This window comes from Methylobacterium sp. E-012, assembly GCF_057836545.1.
On record NZ_JBYQEY010000001.1, the window covers coordinates 2,827,110 to 2,841,465 of the forward strand.

The window sequence follows — 14,356 nt, forward strand, 5'->3', positions numbered from 1 at the left end:
GCCGCAATGCTCAACGGCAAGGGAAAGCGCCTGTTCACCGGCGGCCCGGGCGGCGCGGCCGGCCCGGCCAACGTCCTCACGATCCGGAGCGTCACGACCGGCCCGGCGGACTCGGCTGCCTCCGCGACGATCTCCGGCACCGCCCCGAACCAGGTGGTCGACCTCGTCATCCCGCAAGGGGCTGTCGGCGCGGCCGGACCCGTGGCCTGGGCGCCGATCGTGCCGTGGGCGACGGGCCTCCTGTGCGTCGCCTCAGCGCCTGCCACGACCGTCTCGTACAACGGGGCCGCATACGCCTGCGCAGCCTCGCACCTCGCCGGCACGTTCGCGACCGACCTCGCCGCCGGCCGATGGCTGCAAGTATCGCCGGCCGGCGCGCCCGGGACCAACGGCACGAACGGCAACACGGTCCAGAACGGCTCAGGGGCGCCGGCCAACGCGCTCGGCGCCAACGGCGACTTCTACCTCGATACGACCAACACGCGCCTGTACGGGCCCAAGGCCGGAGGCGCCTGGCCGACGGGCTACACCAGCCTCGTCGGCGCCGGCGCCCTGCTCGCGGCCAACAATCTGTCGGAGCTGGCGGGTGCGTCGGCCGCGCTGGCCGCGCGGGTCAACCTCGGCGCGGCCGAGGCCGGCAACAGCGACGACCCGAACGTGCTGGACAACAGCGCCTTTGATCTGTGGCAGCGCGGCACGGCCTCGACCTCCTGCCCGGTGAACACACGCACGTTCCTCGCCGACCGCGTTTGGGTGAACCCGGCCGGCGCGGCCGTCACTCAGGCGCAGGCGGCCAGCGTGCCGACCGGCTCCAAGGGGCTCTACTCGCTGCAGGTGACCGGCGCGGCCTCCGTCACCACGGTCAACGTCGGCCTGCAGCGGATCGAGGCGCGCGAGGTGCCGCGGATCAAGCGGACCTCGACGTTTCAGGCCGCGATCTTCAACAACACCGGCGCCGCGTTCACGCCGCTGCTTATCTTCTCGACGCCTTCGGCGGCCGATAACTATTCGACTGTGACGGCTCAATATGGCCCGAACTTTCTGCCGTTACAGTCCTGCGCGCCCGGTGCCTGGACTGTAGTCAGCTACACCGGCGACCTGTCGGGCCTGCCCAATATTGCCAACGGTCTACAGATCGAGTTGCAGATCCCCACCGGGGTGCTGGTGGCGGGCAAGAGCGTCAACGTCGCCCACATGGACCTCCGCCCGGGCTCGGCCGTGCAGCCGTTCGAGCGGCGGCCGACCGTGCGCGAGCAGGAGCGGTGTTTCCGGTTCTACGAGACCGGATCCATTGGCATCTACGGCAACTGTACGGGCGGCAGCGGCTACTTCGGCACCATGGTCTGCTTCCGAGTGACCAAGCGCGTAACTCCGTCAGTAAATTACGCCGAAGCAATCGCACAAAATACAGCGAGCAGCAGTGCCAGCCAGATCTCCACGAACGGCTTCCTCCTGCAATCCGTCGGGACCAGCGGTTACAATAACTGCCTGACCGCCGGGACCTACGTCGCGAATAGTGAGCTTTGACGATGGCCGATGCGATCATTCTCGATAGCGCGGACGGATCGTCGGGGCGGATCATCTCCGGCGGGGTGACGTTCTACGGCCCGATCCCCCCGCGGAGCGGCGAACTTCTGGACCGGTACGGCGCCCTGCTCGCCGCCGGCGTGACGCCGACGCCGTTCGCGCCCCCGGCCGTCGACTTGCTCACATACGCCCGGACCAAGCAGGCCGCGATCCTCGCCGCCGGCCGGACCTTCAACGTCGCCGCCGACGGGCAAGCGGCGAAGATGATCCTGTGCGACGGCACGAACAGCACCCGGGCCGATCTCGCGCTCATGGTGCTGAACGCCCAGGCCAACACGTCGGTCACGCAGACCTGGATCGACAACGAGGGCGGCTCATCCGTCCTTGCCTCGGCCGAGGTCATCGCGCTCGCCACCGCCGCCGGTAACTGGATGAGCGGCACCTACACGGCGATGTCGAACGTCCTCTCCGGCCTCGCGGCGAGCCCGCCGACGATCACCGCCGCCGCGCAGATCGACGCCGCGTTCGCGCCCGCGACCCCGTCGAGCTGATCGGCCACCACCCCTGACCTTACCCACGGCGAGCGCGCCCGCTCCCCGTCCGCACGCTCGCGCTTGAACGAGGTCTGCCCGTGCCGCGCTTCTACACCTTCCCCGATCAGGCGAGCGCGCAGGCATGCGTCGCGGGGATCGATGCGCGGGCGCGACAACTCTACGCCGCGCAGAAGTTCACGGAAGATCCGGCGACCGGCGGGTATCTCAGCAGGGACGCGAGCGGGAACGACATCCCCGGCGCGGTCACGCTGACGTTCGCGATCCCACGCCAGCGGATCGACGGCAAATGGGTGATCCCGGCCACGGATGCCGCGCCGTTCGCCTTTTCGGTCATCGAGGGCCTGTCGCCTCCCCAGACGGTCGCGGTCTACGTCGCGCAGGACATCGCCGTGAGCGTGCCTGTCGAAGAGTTCGACCCGGCATGGTGGCCGAAGCCGCCCGCCCTCGGTGAGCAAGCCTGATGGCGACGCGCTTATGGGTGCCGACCGATCTTGGCAGCAAGCTCCTCGCCTGGCACAACCCGCAGACCGGCTACCCGGCGGGATCGACGCCCAAGCTGTCCGACAGCGGCCCGAACGGGATTGACGTCTCGCAAACGACGGGGTCGCAACAGCCTGTTGAAGGTCTGACTTCGTTCAACGGACGCCCAGGCCTCACATACTCAGCGGCTAATGGGTCGGCCCTACTTAGCGGCGCTCTTTCCATCCCCGCTGGGTCTGTCATCTCGGCGTTTGCGGCGATCAATCCCGGCAATGTGCCGGGTAATGGTCGTTTGATTTCGTTCGCACAGGGCGGTGGTGATTTCCAAGCCCCGTCCCTAATTCCGATTTACAATGCCGGGGGCAACTGGTCCGCGTATTTCAACAACGGCACTTCTGGAAGTTCCGTCCCAGTTGTCCAATCGCCGAATATCGTCGGCTCCGTCTTCGACGGCACGAACCACACGATGTACGCGGATGGCACCCCCGCCTCCGCTCAGGCATTCACGGCTGGGTCAAATTTTCAGCCTCAAGTCCTCGGCGTCGGAGTGCGCGGCGACGGTGGCGAGCCGTACGACGGCGTCCTCGGCGAAGACATCCTTACGATCGGCGTGCTCACATCGGATGAGCTGGATCGGATCTTCGCTTATCTTGCCTGGCACGGTGATGGCGGAACGGCCGGCGTCTTGGTCGGCCGTCTCAGTTCCGCCAATGCTTACAAGTCCGCCGCCCCGACCTTCGGGACGGCCAGTATGGTCTACGCCTCCAGCATCGCGCTCGGGCTGACCCCTGCCCAGGCCGTGGCCGGGCTGCTATCGGGCGTGAGTTTGGCTGCACTGGCATCGGTGGGGGCGACTACCACCGCGAGCAAGGCGACGTACAAAGCACAGGCGCCACTGGCCGCCGTGGCGGCGCTGGCAGGCGCGTCGTCCGTCAAAGTCGCCGTCACCGCGGCTCTGGCCGAGGTGGCCGGTCTGTCCGGCTCGGCCAAGGCTATGGCCGCAACGGCGCTCACGTTGGCCGCCCTGGCGGCCGAGACCGCGTCCAGCGGCCTCACCGCGGCGTCCGCGCTGAACCTCGCCCAGGCCGCCGGCCTGACCGACACCAGCACGATCACGGCCGCGCAAGGGGCCGCGCTCGCGATGGCGCTCGCGGCGGGGACGAACACCAGCGGGGCGGTCTACGCTTCGGCGCTGACGATCGCGGCCTCGGCCGTGACCGCGACGGCCGGGAAGGCCAGTGTCCCCGAATCCGTAGCGCTCGCCGCGGCCCCGGCGGTCGCAGGCGCGGCGCAGGCCGTCGCGCAGGCGCCGATCGCGCTGCCCGTCATGGCGACGGCGGACGCGGCCAGTCTGGCCCTCATGGCCAGTGCTACCGCCTTGGTGGAGAGCCTAAGCGTCGGTGCTGGAACGGGCGGTGCGCAGGCGTATAGCGTGGCCGCGGGCCTCACCACTCAGGCGCTCGCCGCGGCGTCCGGCACGAGCGCGGTCGCCGCCTCGCTCTCGCTACCGGCGAGCCTCGGCCTCTCGGGGTCAGCCGCGGCGCTCTACTCCGGGGCGCTCGCCCTGGCGGGGACCAGTGGAGTCGGCGCCCAAGCTCAGGCCCTGGCGCTCGCCGCGGCTGCGCTGGGCGAAGCGCTCGGCGCGGGTGCCGATACCGGCGGCGCGCAGGTCTACGCCGCTGCCATCGCGCTGACGGCCCAGGCGATCGAGGCGGCGAGCGGCACGGGCACCACGGTGGTGTCGGTGCCCCTGCCGGCATCCCCCGGGCTCTCCGGCGGTGCCGCAGTTCGGTATGCCGGTACGGCCGGTTTGTCCCAGGTCAAAGGTATGGGCGGTCAGGCGCAGGCTGTGGCGGTCGCCGCTGCGGCGCTCGCCGAGACCATGAGCGCCACCGCCGGCGTCGGCGGGCAGGTCTTCATGTCCACGGTGGCGCTGGCCACCGCGGCCCTGCAGGCCGCCGACAGCCGATCGGGGCTGGCGGCACTCGCGAGCCTCGCGGCATCGGTCGGCGTGCATCCGAACGGGGCGCTCGGCGCGAACGCGGCGGCGGCTGTGGCTGCCGGCGCGGGAGCCTCGGCCGCCGCCGCGCTCACGATAGTGGCGGGTACCACGTTCCAGGCCGCGACCCGTGTGCTGGCGACCGGCGGCCTGGTCGTCACCGGTACGCTCGCCCTTCCGGTCGATCCGGCCTTCGCGGGCTGCTCGACGGTGACCGCCAGTCCGAGCCTCGCCTTCACGGCGCATCTCGACCAGGCGGCGACCACGACACTCAGCGGCGCCGCCGCCGCGCAGTTCGCGGCTCAGGCCGCGCTGACCGCCGCCTTCCAGCTCGGCGATCCCTACGCGGGCCTGCCGCAGCTCCGGGGCATCCGCACCATCACCCTTTCCCTCGACGGCCGGCGTCTGGGCACGCGCACCCTCGCCGGCACCATGCGGCTCACGATCACGCCGCGGTAACAACCCGCGCCTTCAAGGACCCCGACATGCTTCAGGATCTGCTGACCGGCGACCTCGGTGTCGCCGATGTGGAGACGCGCGCCCGCATGGTCGCCCGGGCGCTCGCCGGCGCCGGCTTCCGCCCGATCACGCGCCACAAGATCGTCTGCCTACGCAAGGGCGAGGTGAACTGGGAGGAGGAGGGCGAGAACCTCACGACCTACGCCGGCCTGGCGTACATGCTGACCAACTTCTGGAAGGCGAATGCCTTCACGGGCTCATTCTTCGTGGGCCTCAAGGGCTCCGGCACCATCGCCGGCGGCGACACCTCGGCCTCGCACGCCGGCTGGTCCGAAGTGCAGGCCTACGCGGCCGGCACGCGCCCGGCGCTCACGCTCGGCGCTGTCACCACCGGCGCCACCTCCTCGATCGACAACAGCGCCTCTCTAGCCTCGTTCACCTGCAATGCGGCCAACACGGTGATCGCCGGGGCCTTCGTGGCCACGAGCAGCGCCAAAGGGAGCACGACAGATACCATCATCGGTGCCTCTGATTTCGCGGCCAGCCGCACTCTGCAGTCGGGCGACGTGCTGAATGCCACGATCTCGCTGACCGCGGTTACAGGCTGAGGACGATCTCGGCGGGCATCTGAGCCTCGTGGAGGTTCAGGGTGTCCCCGGCCCACATACTCAGGTGTGGGTAGCCCGTCCGTGTCGTTACGTGAACGTCGGCGACCCAGCGTCCGTCTCGCGAAAACAGCGCGGCCCCAATGCATGGGATCTCGATGCTTTCCGCGGCTGAGAAGGACGCACCCCGGGTCGTGTAACGCCCGGGGCGGTTCGGCACCGGTTCGAACCTCACGAACTGCCGTCCGAGCTGCATCACTTCCACGCCTGCGCTCGTGACGGCCATCATCGGCAGTTCGGTCGGAAAGACCAGTTGCAGCGGCGGTACGATACGTGGCGCACCCCCGCCAGTGCAGGCACGCGCTGGCGTCAGCGTGAAAAGCGCCAAGCCACCGACAAGATCGCGCCGTTTGCTCAGCATTCGCTGCTTCTTCCTCCAAATCCCTGGAGACTATACCATGAAGAACGTTCGCTTCACAGAATTGGTCGAGCATCGCTTCGTCCACGAGACTACTGAGCCGCCCGTGCCGCTCAACGACCTCGCTAAGGTCATGGCCCGCGAGATCGGCTCCAACCCAATCGCGGACACCGACCTGATCGGCGCCGTGTGGAAGGTGCCAAACGGTGCCGAGATGAGCGTGCCGGACAAGTGCGCCGCCAAGCTGATCGCGCTGGGCTACGCCGAGCTGCTGCCAGATCCGGCCGCCGCCGCCGCCGCCGCGCCGGCCGCCTGACCGTGGCCGCCGTCCGAAACGGTCCGGCCCGGGACCAGGGCATCAGCGTCTTTCAGGGCGCTGGCGTCGCGTACACTGTGCCGATCGCCGATCCGGACGGCAGCCGTCCGGACTTGACCGGCGCCACCGCCACATGGTGGCTCGGGCCGCTCCCGGCTGCGCGCCCGTTGGGGCCGCAGTTCTTAGTCTCAGACGCGCCCAGCGCGTTCACCAAGCCGCTGCCGATCGTCGCCGATCCCGCGGTCGTCGGCGCGTTCATGGTCGACCTCGCGATCGCGCAGGCGGACTATGCGGGCTTCTCGCCGCTCGGCTTCTACCAGCACGAGATTTGGATCACCGAGCCCGGCAAGCCGCCCTACCCGACGACCATCGGCCCCTTCGTGATCCACGGCACCGTCAAGGGCGGGGCCGCCTGAACGGGCCTGATGACGCTATCCAAGCCGCTCGTAGGTCAGCCCGATACTACGGCCGACCTCGTACAGGACGCCGAAGCCGACGGCGCCGAGCATCGCCACGTTCGCTAGCGCGCCCGCGATGATGATCCCCAGCGCGACCCGATCGCGCTGGACCTGCCACTGACGAACCACCCACGCCGACATCGTCGCCTCCGGTCACCTTCACCGGAACGCGCCGAACGCTGATCGGATCGGTGCGGCAGCGCGGCCGTCCCCGCTTTCCACGTCTCGTTTCGGAGATCCATCATGCTCCTGCAGCGCCTCGCGCTGCGGGCCGCAGTCGTTTGCACGCTGCTGTCCGCATCCCCACCGGCCAGGGCCTTCGAGGGCAAGGTGTCGTTCTACGGCCCCGAGCACGGCCAGGCCCGACGCAAGACGGCCTGCGGCGAGCCGTTCGAGCCCGAGGGCCTGACGGCCGCGCACTGGACGCTCGCCTGCAACACCCGCCTGCGGGTCACCGACCTCGCCACCGGTCACAGCGTCGAGGTCCGGGTCAACGACCGCGGCCCGAACCGGAAGCTGCGCCGGGAACTCGACCTCGCCCGCGGCGCGGCCCGCCAGCTCGGCATCCTGCGCCGCGGCGTCATCCGCGCGCGAATCACCGTGCTCGGGCCCGGCCTCGGGCGCCTGCATCTAGCGGGGCGGCCGTGATGCGCGCCGCCACCCTGGCCGCGATCGCCGCCGCCCTTCACCTCGCCACGTCCGCGGCGCCCGCGCGCGCCGGCCACGCCGCCCTCGGCCAGCGCAGCCCCGGCCGGACGCCGCTCGCGAGCCTCGCCCGGGCCCCGGACATCACGCCCGCCGGCCTGCTGATCGCGGCGCCCGGCGGGGCCTTGCGCACGCTGGAGCTGGACGAACTCGCCCCGCTGCACGCGCGCCTCACCGTCCACTTCTGAGCGAGACGCCCATGGGACCCCTGGTCGCCATCGTCCTCGTGTGCGCGGCCAGCGTGCCCGTCCAGGACTGCACGCGGGAGACCGCACTCGACGTGGTGGCGCTGCCCGGCGCGCTCACCCCGATGGCCTGCGCGATGGCCTCCCAAGCCACCCTGGCCCGCGATCCCGCGCGCCTGTCCGACGGCGCCTACCCCCGCACGCTGTGCGAGCGCCGCACCACCCGCTGATCCCGCCCGGAGCGATCGATGAAGACCGACCTCGAAGGCCGCCAGCTCGTCGAGAGCGCGGAGGGCCTGCGCCTGAAGGCGTACCCGGACCCCGCCACCGGCGGCGAGCCGTGGACGATCGGCTACGGGCACACGTCCGCGGCCGGCGTGCCCAAGGTCGTCCCCGGCATGGTGATCACCGCAGCCCAAGCCGACCAGATCCTTGCCGCCGACCTTGCCCGATTCGAGAGCGCCGTGATGCGGGCGGTGACGGTGACGATGAGCCAGCACGAGTTCGACGCCTGCGTCGACCTCTGCTTCAACATCGGGCCGGCCAACTTCGCCGGCTCGTCCGTCGTCCGGCTGCTCAACGCCGGCGACCGCGCCGGCGCCGCCATGGCCTTCGCCATGTGGACCAAGGCGGCCGGCCGCGTGCTGCCCGGCCTCGTCGCCCGCCGCAAGCGCGAGGCGACGATGTTCGTCACCCCTGACGCGCGCCCCGCAGCACCTGCACCCGCACCCGGCCTACTCGCCACGCTCGCCGACGGCCTGCGCGCGCTGCTCCCCGGCAAGGCCGCCTGAGGCCGCTGACCCAACCCCGCACGCCGGCGGCTCCCGGCGCATCCTCACACCACGGATCGGATCCATGAACCGCTTGCTCGTACATGCGGCGGCGCTCGCGTGCGCCGCCCTCGTCACTGTCCTGCTCTACGGCGCCCTCGGCGCGACGGCAGTCCAAGCCGTGACCGTCTTCGGCGCACTCACCATCGTCGGCCACGGCCTATGCGCGGGCCGCCGAAGCCTCATCGCGCTCGTCCCCGCCGCGCTCGCCGCCTCGGGTCTCATCCTCCTCGGCTTCAATCTGCCGGCCGCGGCCGCGCCCGCCCACAAGGCCTCGGCGCTGCTCTCCGCGCTGGAGCCGCCGACCCAGCCCCTGATGCTGGCCTCCCCCGCGGCCCCGCAGCAGGTGGTGGTCAAGGTCGCCGCCCCCGAGGCATCCGCCGACCGCAGCATCAGCCTGCCGGTGTCGGACTGGACCGCCTCCGCCCGCAACCTCCTGCTGTCGCTGCTCGCCGCCCTGTGGGCCGTCTCAAAGAACAAGCTGCCCGGACCGGTCCTGTGGGCGCTGAAGCTCTACGGCGAGGACAAGCTGATCAACCAGGCCGTGAGCCTCGCACTGAACGCCGTGCCCGGCGCGGCCAAGGGCGAGCCGCTTTCCATCGACGTCGGCAACGCGGTGCTCGCCCGCGCCCTGCAGTGGATCGTCAACGAGGTGCCCTTCGCGCTCAAGCTCCTCGGGGGCGAGGACGCGATCAAGGCCAAGATCTTCGCGGCCCTGCACCTGGAGCCGGCGGCCAGCGCGGCTGCGCTGGGCGTGACGGCGAGCGCCTGACACTCACGGCATCCCGTCACCACAGCCGCACAGGCGGCCCAGTCCGAACTACGGGCCGCCCATCCCGGGCGGTCCGCACGCACGACGGGTCGCGACCGGGAAACCCGGCCGGCCGGGGGATTCCAGTCATGCCCGAGCCGTTGCCGATCCTCGGCGAGCGCCCGCCCGTCACGCCCAACGACGTGATGGAGATCAAATTCTCCCTGATCCGGATCGAGGAACGTATGTCAGCCTCGGCCGAGGCGGCCGAGCACCGGCACGCCAACATCAAGCAGGCGATGGACAACTTCGTCCCGCGCCGGGAGCTGGATCAGACGTTCGCCGGCCTCAACACGCGTCTGACCTCCCTCGACGCCGACGTCGCCGAGAAGGCCACCGAGACCGAGGTCGAGGAGGTCAAGCGCCGCCTCGGCCTCGTCGAGGGCAACCAGACGTGGGTGATTCGCTCCGTCCTCGGGCTGGTGTTCACGGCGATCGCCGCGGCCGCCGCCTTCGCCGTCAAGCACGGGTGAGACCATGGCCGCCCATCTCAACGTCGACCGGGAGACGGCGCAGGCGCACGTCGCCCGCGTCGACCACTTCCTCAGGCTCGGCTACCCCGTCGAGGCGCGATCCGGCGACAACACAACCCGCTCGGCCGCGCGCATGGCGGCCGATACGCTCGGCATCAACCGCGTGTCGTTCGCCTACCGAATCGGCAAGCCGAAGGAGCCCGGGGCCTACTTCCGCGCGTTCGAGATCGCCCCGGACTGGTCGATCCCGGCGGCGCGCGGCGAGCTGGGCACGAAGCCGGTGCTCCCGGGCTACGAGATCGCCTCGACCTCGACCCAGCGCGACGGCGATGGCAACGTCGAGCGGGAATGGGTGCGGCAGAAGCCGGCGCGCTCGGCCGCGCCGTTCAAGCTTCCAGCCGGTCAGGCGGTCAAAGGCGTCTCTGCGCTCGTAGACGGCCAGGGCCGCGAGATCGCCAAGTGGATTAAGACCGACCGGGAGCGTATGAGCCCGGCCGACATGGTCGCGGCGATCCGCGAGGCGTTCGAGGACGTATCCGCTCGCGCACCGATGGCGGCGCCTCCGCCCATGGCGGATGCAGACCTCGCCACCGTGTATCCGTTGGCGGACCTCCACCTGGGCCTGTTAACGTGGCGGCGGGAGACCGGCACCGACTGGGACCTGCCGATCGCCCGCGCTACCATCCGCGAGGCTTTCGGGCGCCTCGTGGCGCTCACCCCGCCCTCGCGGCAGGCGGTCGTCCTCGGCCTGGGCGATCTGCTGCACGCCGACGGCTATGACAACGCAACCCCGAAATCCAAGAACGTCCTCGACGTGGATGGCCGCTACCCGAAAATTCTCCGGGCGGCGGTCGACCTTATGATCGAGGCGGTCGAGGCCGCGCGCGCCAAGCACGAGCGTGTCCTCGTCCGCGTTCTGCCCGGCAACCACGACGGCGAGTCTGCGATCGCGGTGGCGCTCGGCCTCGCGCTCTACTATCGCGACGACCCGGCGGTCACGGTCGACGATGACCCAAGCCATTTCTGGTGGTGGAGCTTCGGCGCGACGCTCCTCGGCGCCACGCACGGCGACGCGGCGAAGATGGCCGAGTTGCCGCTCATCATGGCGACGCGCCAGCGCGAGGCGTGGGGGCGGGCGAAGTTCTCTGCCATCCTCACAGGGCACGTTCACAACCGGACGGCGATCGAGCCCTGCGGCGTGCCGGTCGAGAGCTTCCAGACGCCCGTCCCGCCCGACGGATGGCATCACAAGATGGGCTACGGCGCAGGCCGATCGCTCAACGCAATCACCTATCACCGCACCTGCGGAGAGATCGGCCGCAGCCGCGTGCCGATTTTGTCGCCGCCGGATGCCGCATAGCTCTCTAGCGCACCGCTGCGCTAGCGATGTTAGTGACATGCGCCCACCGCTTACCCGTTCTAATCATCTGAACGGTGCCGCGTGAAATGCCGAACCTGCACGCAACCACGCGGTCGATGTCGCTCGCGGTTGCTGCATATATCGCCCGCACATTGGCCGCGGTGAGCTTAGACTGGCCATTCCTTTCGCCGGAATTATCGGTGCCGTGCTGCCGCTTGTCTGCCTCGTTGCTGGATTGATTGGCCCAGCGAACGTGCCGCGGGTCGCAGCAACCGGATGCGCCTCGGCCGCATGAATGCGCGACTTGGTTGTATCCTTTCGGTGCATCGCCGTGGACAAGCTCACACATTGCGCGAGCAGGCGTAATCAAGCGTCCGTGGAAATGTACACCTCCATATCCGCGACCAGCCTTGGCGTAAGGCCAAGTTAGGCATCCAGGGCCTGTGTGTCCGATATGATCCCGCAACCATTGTTGCGGCTCACCCGCCGGCGCCTTGTACTTCGCGGTTGTTGTGCCGGTGCGGCAATAGCGTTGGTAGTGGAGCTTGCAGAGACCAAGTCCTTTGTGCGGCCTCTCGCATCCTTCAACCGAGCACTGCATCCGAAAAATCTCATCAGCTTGATCAGCTTTGTACGACTACATTTGTAGACTGTCGAGTTGGAGTAAGGCCGCATGATCATCGGGTTGTCGGGCCTCGCCGGCTCCGGAAAATCGACCGCCGCCGCCTATCTGGCCGAGCGCCACGGCTTCGCGCGCGTCCGGTTCGCCGGGCCGCTCAAGGCCATGCTGCGCGCCTACCTCGCGGAGATCGGCGTCGGGCCGAGCGTGGCCGAGGCGATGATCGAGGGTGGCCTCAAGGAGCTGCCCAGCCCGTATCTGGCGGGCCGCTCGCCGCGCTACGCCATGCAGCACCTCGGCACCGGCTTCGGCCGGGACCTGATGCATCCCGACTTCTGGGTCGAGGCGTGGCAGAACGCGTCGGTCGCCGCGATGGAGCGCGGCGCCTGGGGCGTGGTGGCGGAGGATTGCCGGTTTGAGAATGAGGCGGCAGCCGTGCGGGCACTCGGCGGCACCGTGCTGCGCCTCGACCGGCCGGGCCTCACCCAGATCGCCGGCGGCCACGTCTCCGAGGCGGGGATCCAAGACGCCTACCCGGTCCTCAACGACGGCACGCCGGAGACGCTGTTCGAGCGCCTCGACTTCGTGGTCCGGCGCATCGAGGGCGCCGCGATCAAACGCTCGGCGTGACGGGAACCAACGGTCACGCTCGCGGATTCACCCCGTAATGAGCCGGCGATCTCAGCCCCCGATCTCCTCGGCTCAACCCTTCGCCCGGCCCTCGCGTGATGCGGGGCCGGGCTTTTTCTTTGTCAGCCTTCATGCACTCTTGAGTCGGCCTCTTCTTGAAGTGCTCCAAGCTTTCAAGCTCTTACTTAGATGGCCGACTGCGCGGGCGGAACCGGTGCGTGTTTCGCGCAGGCGAGAAATGTGTCAAATGGCGAGGCAACGATTTAGCGATGATGTAGGAAAGGGTCTCTTCCCTAGACCAACTTAGCCCGCCCGGTTCGCCGGCGCGGGCTTTTTCGTGCGCTGCGTTCATCGTGACGCTTCGCCTTCGCTGGAGCGAGCGCTTCCTACGGCTGCTCTGGCTTCACACCGGCCTCGTCGCTGGCCGCTCTATTGGCCGAATGGTCCTGGTACTGCTCCGTTTGCACCGCCTTGCCATCGAGGCCACGCTCGTCGTCATGCTGAGATTTGTCTCGGTTGCTCAACACCTCATTCTCACCGAGTACACCTTCCGGCAGTTCGGTCATCGCACCCGCACCAGAGCCCTTGCCCTGGGCCCCAGGGTGCATCCCGTGTTTGCCAGCGTTCGCCATTTCAGCACTCCAGTAGCCGAGGATCTGGCTTCAGCCAGCCCTGTTCTTGGACGAGGCCAACTGGTCGCTGTGGGGTCCGTTCCTGCGTCATGCCAACGCGATTATGGTAGCGTGCCGTATCCGCGACATGGTGCAGAGCTCCGGGCGGCAGATTACGAAGGCTGAATAGCTTAGCCGCCGCCACCGCCACTTCCACCCGCCCCAGGACCGCCGAGGTTGCCGTCCTTGTTCGGCGTGTTCCAATGGATGATGCCGTCATCGGGAGGTCGTAGCCCCCTGGTCGGCAGTCGAGGGTCTGCGAACTGCGGCGCTTCGATCGTCCCATCAGGACCAATCCTACGGGGCCGCCTTCGCTGCGCGACAGCTGCAGTGCTCATGCTGACCGTAAGCGCTACCAAGAGCCATCTGATCAGCACGGCTCTCATGATCATCCCGCGGCAGTCAGAGGGCGCTTCCCGGCGGCAAGGGCTGTGCGCATAGCGGTAGGATAGCCGCTGCAGCAAGGTCGGCAAATGAGATTGGACGCTCCCCACCCCGTGGGCACAGCTGGAAGACAGATCAACCTTGGCGCCGCTGAGCACGCGTGGCATGACGCGGTCATGAACCAGAGTGAGACGAACATCTATCCCTACACGCTGGAGGTCACTCCTCCGAGAGAAGAAGGTGGTGCCTACAACTGGGCAATCCGAAAGCACGGCAAGCTCGCCCAGCGATCCGACCGCAGCTATCCGACTGAAGCAAAAGCCCAAGCCGCCGGCTTGGGCACGATCGAGAAGCTGCTCAGCGGCTCAGATCGGTAACGCCTCCCCCGCCCCGTGAGCAGATCATGGCGGCGCCGAGTGGGTAGAACCGCGAACGGCCGGTGGCAAAGGCGAATGGTGGGGCGTGACTCTATCAACCAGGCTTGAAAAGGAGCGCCAGCAGGTAAAGGCGGTTGATCAGGCCGTGCCGACATTGCTCGGCTCATCGCAATCTGAGAGTGCCATGACCAGCCGAAGCGTTCAGTCCGCCCTTCTCGCCCTCGCCCTCGTCGCCGCCAGCGCCGGGATGGCTGCCGCCCAGAGCACCCCCAACGGCAACACCTCGACCTCTGGTGCACCCGCTGGTGACAGCAGCACCGGTAATGGCGCCACCGGTAGCGGCGCTGCTCCCAGCGGGAAGTGATCCTTCAGCCACATCTGCGGAACGGACTTTGCACCCGCGCATCCCAGTTCGTTCCTGAGACCACGAACTTCCTCAGCCCCGCCGGCAGCAGCCGCGCGGGGCTTTCCTTTGCCTCCAGCGCTGCTACCCTT

19 protein-coding genes are annotated in these 14,356 nt (G+C 68.9%); 16 read left to right on the forward strand and 3 right to left on the reverse strand.

Translation table 11 applies throughout. The features are described from left to right. The first annotated feature begins 6 nt into the window (after positions 1-6). The 5 genes from AC3IF1_RS13625 (at position 7) to AC3IF1_RS13645 (ending at position 5,627) form a co-directional block, all read left to right on the forward strand. The gene (locus AC3IF1_RS13625) at positions 7-1,527 is read left to right on the forward strand and encodes a hypothetical protein (protein WP_489218016.1); all 1,521 of its coding nucleotides are present in this window, start codon (positions 7-9) and stop codon (positions 1,525-1,527) included. A gap of 2 nt (positions 1,528-1,529) precedes the next feature. Then, complete coding sequence (locus tag AC3IF1_RS13630) at positions 1,530-2,078, forward strand: hypothetical protein (RefSeq protein WP_489218018.1); 549 nt, start codon at positions 1,530-1,532, stop codon at positions 2,076-2,078. 80 nt (positions 2,079-2,158) lie between these two features. After that, positions 2,159-2,542 carry a hypothetical protein gene (locus tag AC3IF1_RS13635; RefSeq protein ID WP_489218019.1) on the forward strand — a complete coding sequence of 128 codons (384 nt, stop codon included), beginning with the start codon at positions 2,159-2,161 and terminating at the stop codon, positions 2,540-2,542. Then, positions 2,542-5,019: a hypothetical protein gene (locus AC3IF1_RS13640; RefSeq protein WP_489218020.1), complete on the forward strand. Its 2,478-nt coding sequence runs from the start codon at positions 2,542-2,544 to the stop codon at positions 5,017-5,019. Before AC3IF1_RS13635 ends, AC3IF1_RS13640 begins: the two co-directional genes overlap by 1 nt. Positions 5,020-5,045: 26 nt before the next feature. Beyond that, positions 5,046-5,627 carry a hypothetical protein gene (locus tag AC3IF1_RS13645; RefSeq protein WP_489218021.1) on the forward strand — a complete coding sequence of 194 codons (582 nt, stop codon included), beginning with the start codon at positions 5,046-5,048 and terminating at the stop codon, positions 5,625-5,627. Here the strand turns inward: AC3IF1_RS13645 and AC3IF1_RS13650 are convergent. Beyond that, positions 5,617-6,045, reverse strand: coding sequence for a hypothetical protein (locus AC3IF1_RS13650; RefSeq protein ID WP_489218022.1), 429 nt, complete (start codon positions 6,043-6,045; stop codon positions 5,617-5,619). The two genes, AC3IF1_RS13645 and AC3IF1_RS13650, sit on opposite strands and share 11 nt — an antisense overlap. 37 nt (positions 6,046-6,082) lie before the next feature. On the opposite strand from AC3IF1_RS13650, the gene AC3IF1_RS13655 reads away from it, so the two are divergent. Continuing rightward, the gene (locus AC3IF1_RS13655) at positions 6,083-6,358 is read left to right on the forward strand and encodes a hypothetical protein (RefSeq protein ID WP_489218023.1); all 276 of its coding nucleotides are present in this window, start codon (positions 6,083-6,085) and stop codon (positions 6,356-6,358) included. A 2-nt stretch (positions 6,359-6,360) separates the two neighbouring features. Further along, a complete protein-coding gene (locus tag AC3IF1_RS13660; RefSeq protein ID WP_489218024.1) occupies positions 6,361-6,774 on the forward strand; it encodes a hypothetical protein in 414 nt (137 codons plus the stop codon). A 15-nt stretch (positions 6,775-6,789) separates the two neighbouring features. Here AC3IF1_RS13660 and AC3IF1_RS13665 read toward each other — a convergent pair whose 3' ends face one another. Continuing rightward, positions 6,790-6,957 carry a hypothetical protein gene (locus tag AC3IF1_RS13665; RefSeq protein WP_489218025.1) on the reverse strand — a complete coding sequence of 56 codons (168 nt, stop codon included), beginning with the start codon at positions 6,955-6,957 and terminating at the stop codon, positions 6,790-6,792. 102 nt (positions 6,958-7,059) lie between these two features. Between AC3IF1_RS13665 and AC3IF1_RS13670 the strand changes: the two genes are divergently transcribed. The 8 genes from AC3IF1_RS13670 (at position 7,060) to AC3IF1_RS13705 (ending at position 12,429) form a co-directional block, all read left to right on the forward strand. Then, positions 7,060-7,464, forward strand: coding sequence for a septal ring lytic transglycosylase RlpA family protein (locus tag AC3IF1_RS13670; RefSeq protein ID WP_489218026.1), 405 nt, complete (start codon positions 7,060-7,062; stop codon positions 7,462-7,464). Next, entirely contained in the window at positions 7,464-7,709 is a 246-nt protein-coding gene (locus tag AC3IF1_RS13675; protein WP_489218027.1) for a hypothetical protein, read from the forward strand. The genes AC3IF1_RS13670 and AC3IF1_RS13675 overlap by 1 nt, the downstream gene beginning before the upstream one ends. Before the next feature lie 11 nt (positions 7,710-7,720). Continuing rightward, entirely contained in the window at positions 7,721-7,936 is a 216-nt protein-coding gene (locus tag AC3IF1_RS13680) for a hypothetical protein (protein WP_489218028.1), read from the forward strand. Between the two features lie 18 nt (positions 7,937-7,954). Beyond that, a complete protein-coding gene (locus AC3IF1_RS13685; RefSeq protein WP_489218029.1) occupies positions 7,955-8,497 on the forward strand; it encodes a lysozyme in 543 nt (180 codons plus the stop codon). A gap of 64 nt (positions 8,498-8,561) precedes the next feature. After that, the gene (locus AC3IF1_RS13690) at positions 8,562-9,308 is read left to right on the forward strand and encodes a hypothetical protein (RefSeq protein ID WP_489218030.1); all 747 of its coding nucleotides are present in this window, start codon (positions 8,562-8,564) and stop codon (positions 9,306-9,308) included. Between the two features lie 128 nt (positions 9,309-9,436). Continuing rightward, the gene (locus tag AC3IF1_RS13695) at positions 9,437-9,820 is read left to right on the forward strand and encodes a hypothetical protein (RefSeq protein WP_489218031.1); all 384 of its coding nucleotides are present in this window, start codon (positions 9,437-9,439) and stop codon (positions 9,818-9,820) included. Between the two features lie 4 nt (positions 9,821-9,824). Further along, complete coding sequence (locus AC3IF1_RS13700; RefSeq protein WP_489218032.1) at positions 9,825-11,180, forward strand: hypothetical protein; 1,356 nt, start codon at positions 9,825-9,827, stop codon at positions 11,178-11,180. A 673-nt stretch (positions 11,181-11,853) separates the two neighbouring features. Beyond that, the gene (locus AC3IF1_RS13705; protein ID WP_489218033.1) at positions 11,854-12,429 is read left to right on the forward strand and encodes a deoxynucleotide monophosphate kinase family protein; all 576 of its coding nucleotides are present in this window, start codon (positions 11,854-11,856) and stop codon (positions 12,427-12,429) included. Between the two features lie 386 nt (positions 12,430-12,815). Here AC3IF1_RS13705 and AC3IF1_RS13710 read toward each other — a convergent pair whose 3' ends face one another. Further along, entirely contained in the window at positions 12,816-13,061 is a 246-nt protein-coding gene (locus AC3IF1_RS13710) for a hypothetical protein (protein WP_489217831.1), read from the reverse strand. Between the two features lie 599 nt (positions 13,062-13,660). On the opposite strand from AC3IF1_RS13710, the gene AC3IF1_RS13715 reads away from it, so the two are divergent. After that, positions 13,661-13,861 carry a hypothetical protein gene (locus tag AC3IF1_RS13715; protein ID WP_489218034.1) on the forward strand — a complete coding sequence of 67 codons (201 nt, stop codon included), beginning with the start codon at positions 13,661-13,663 and terminating at the stop codon, positions 13,859-13,861. The last annotated feature ends 495 nt before the right edge of the window (positions 13,862-14,356 follow it).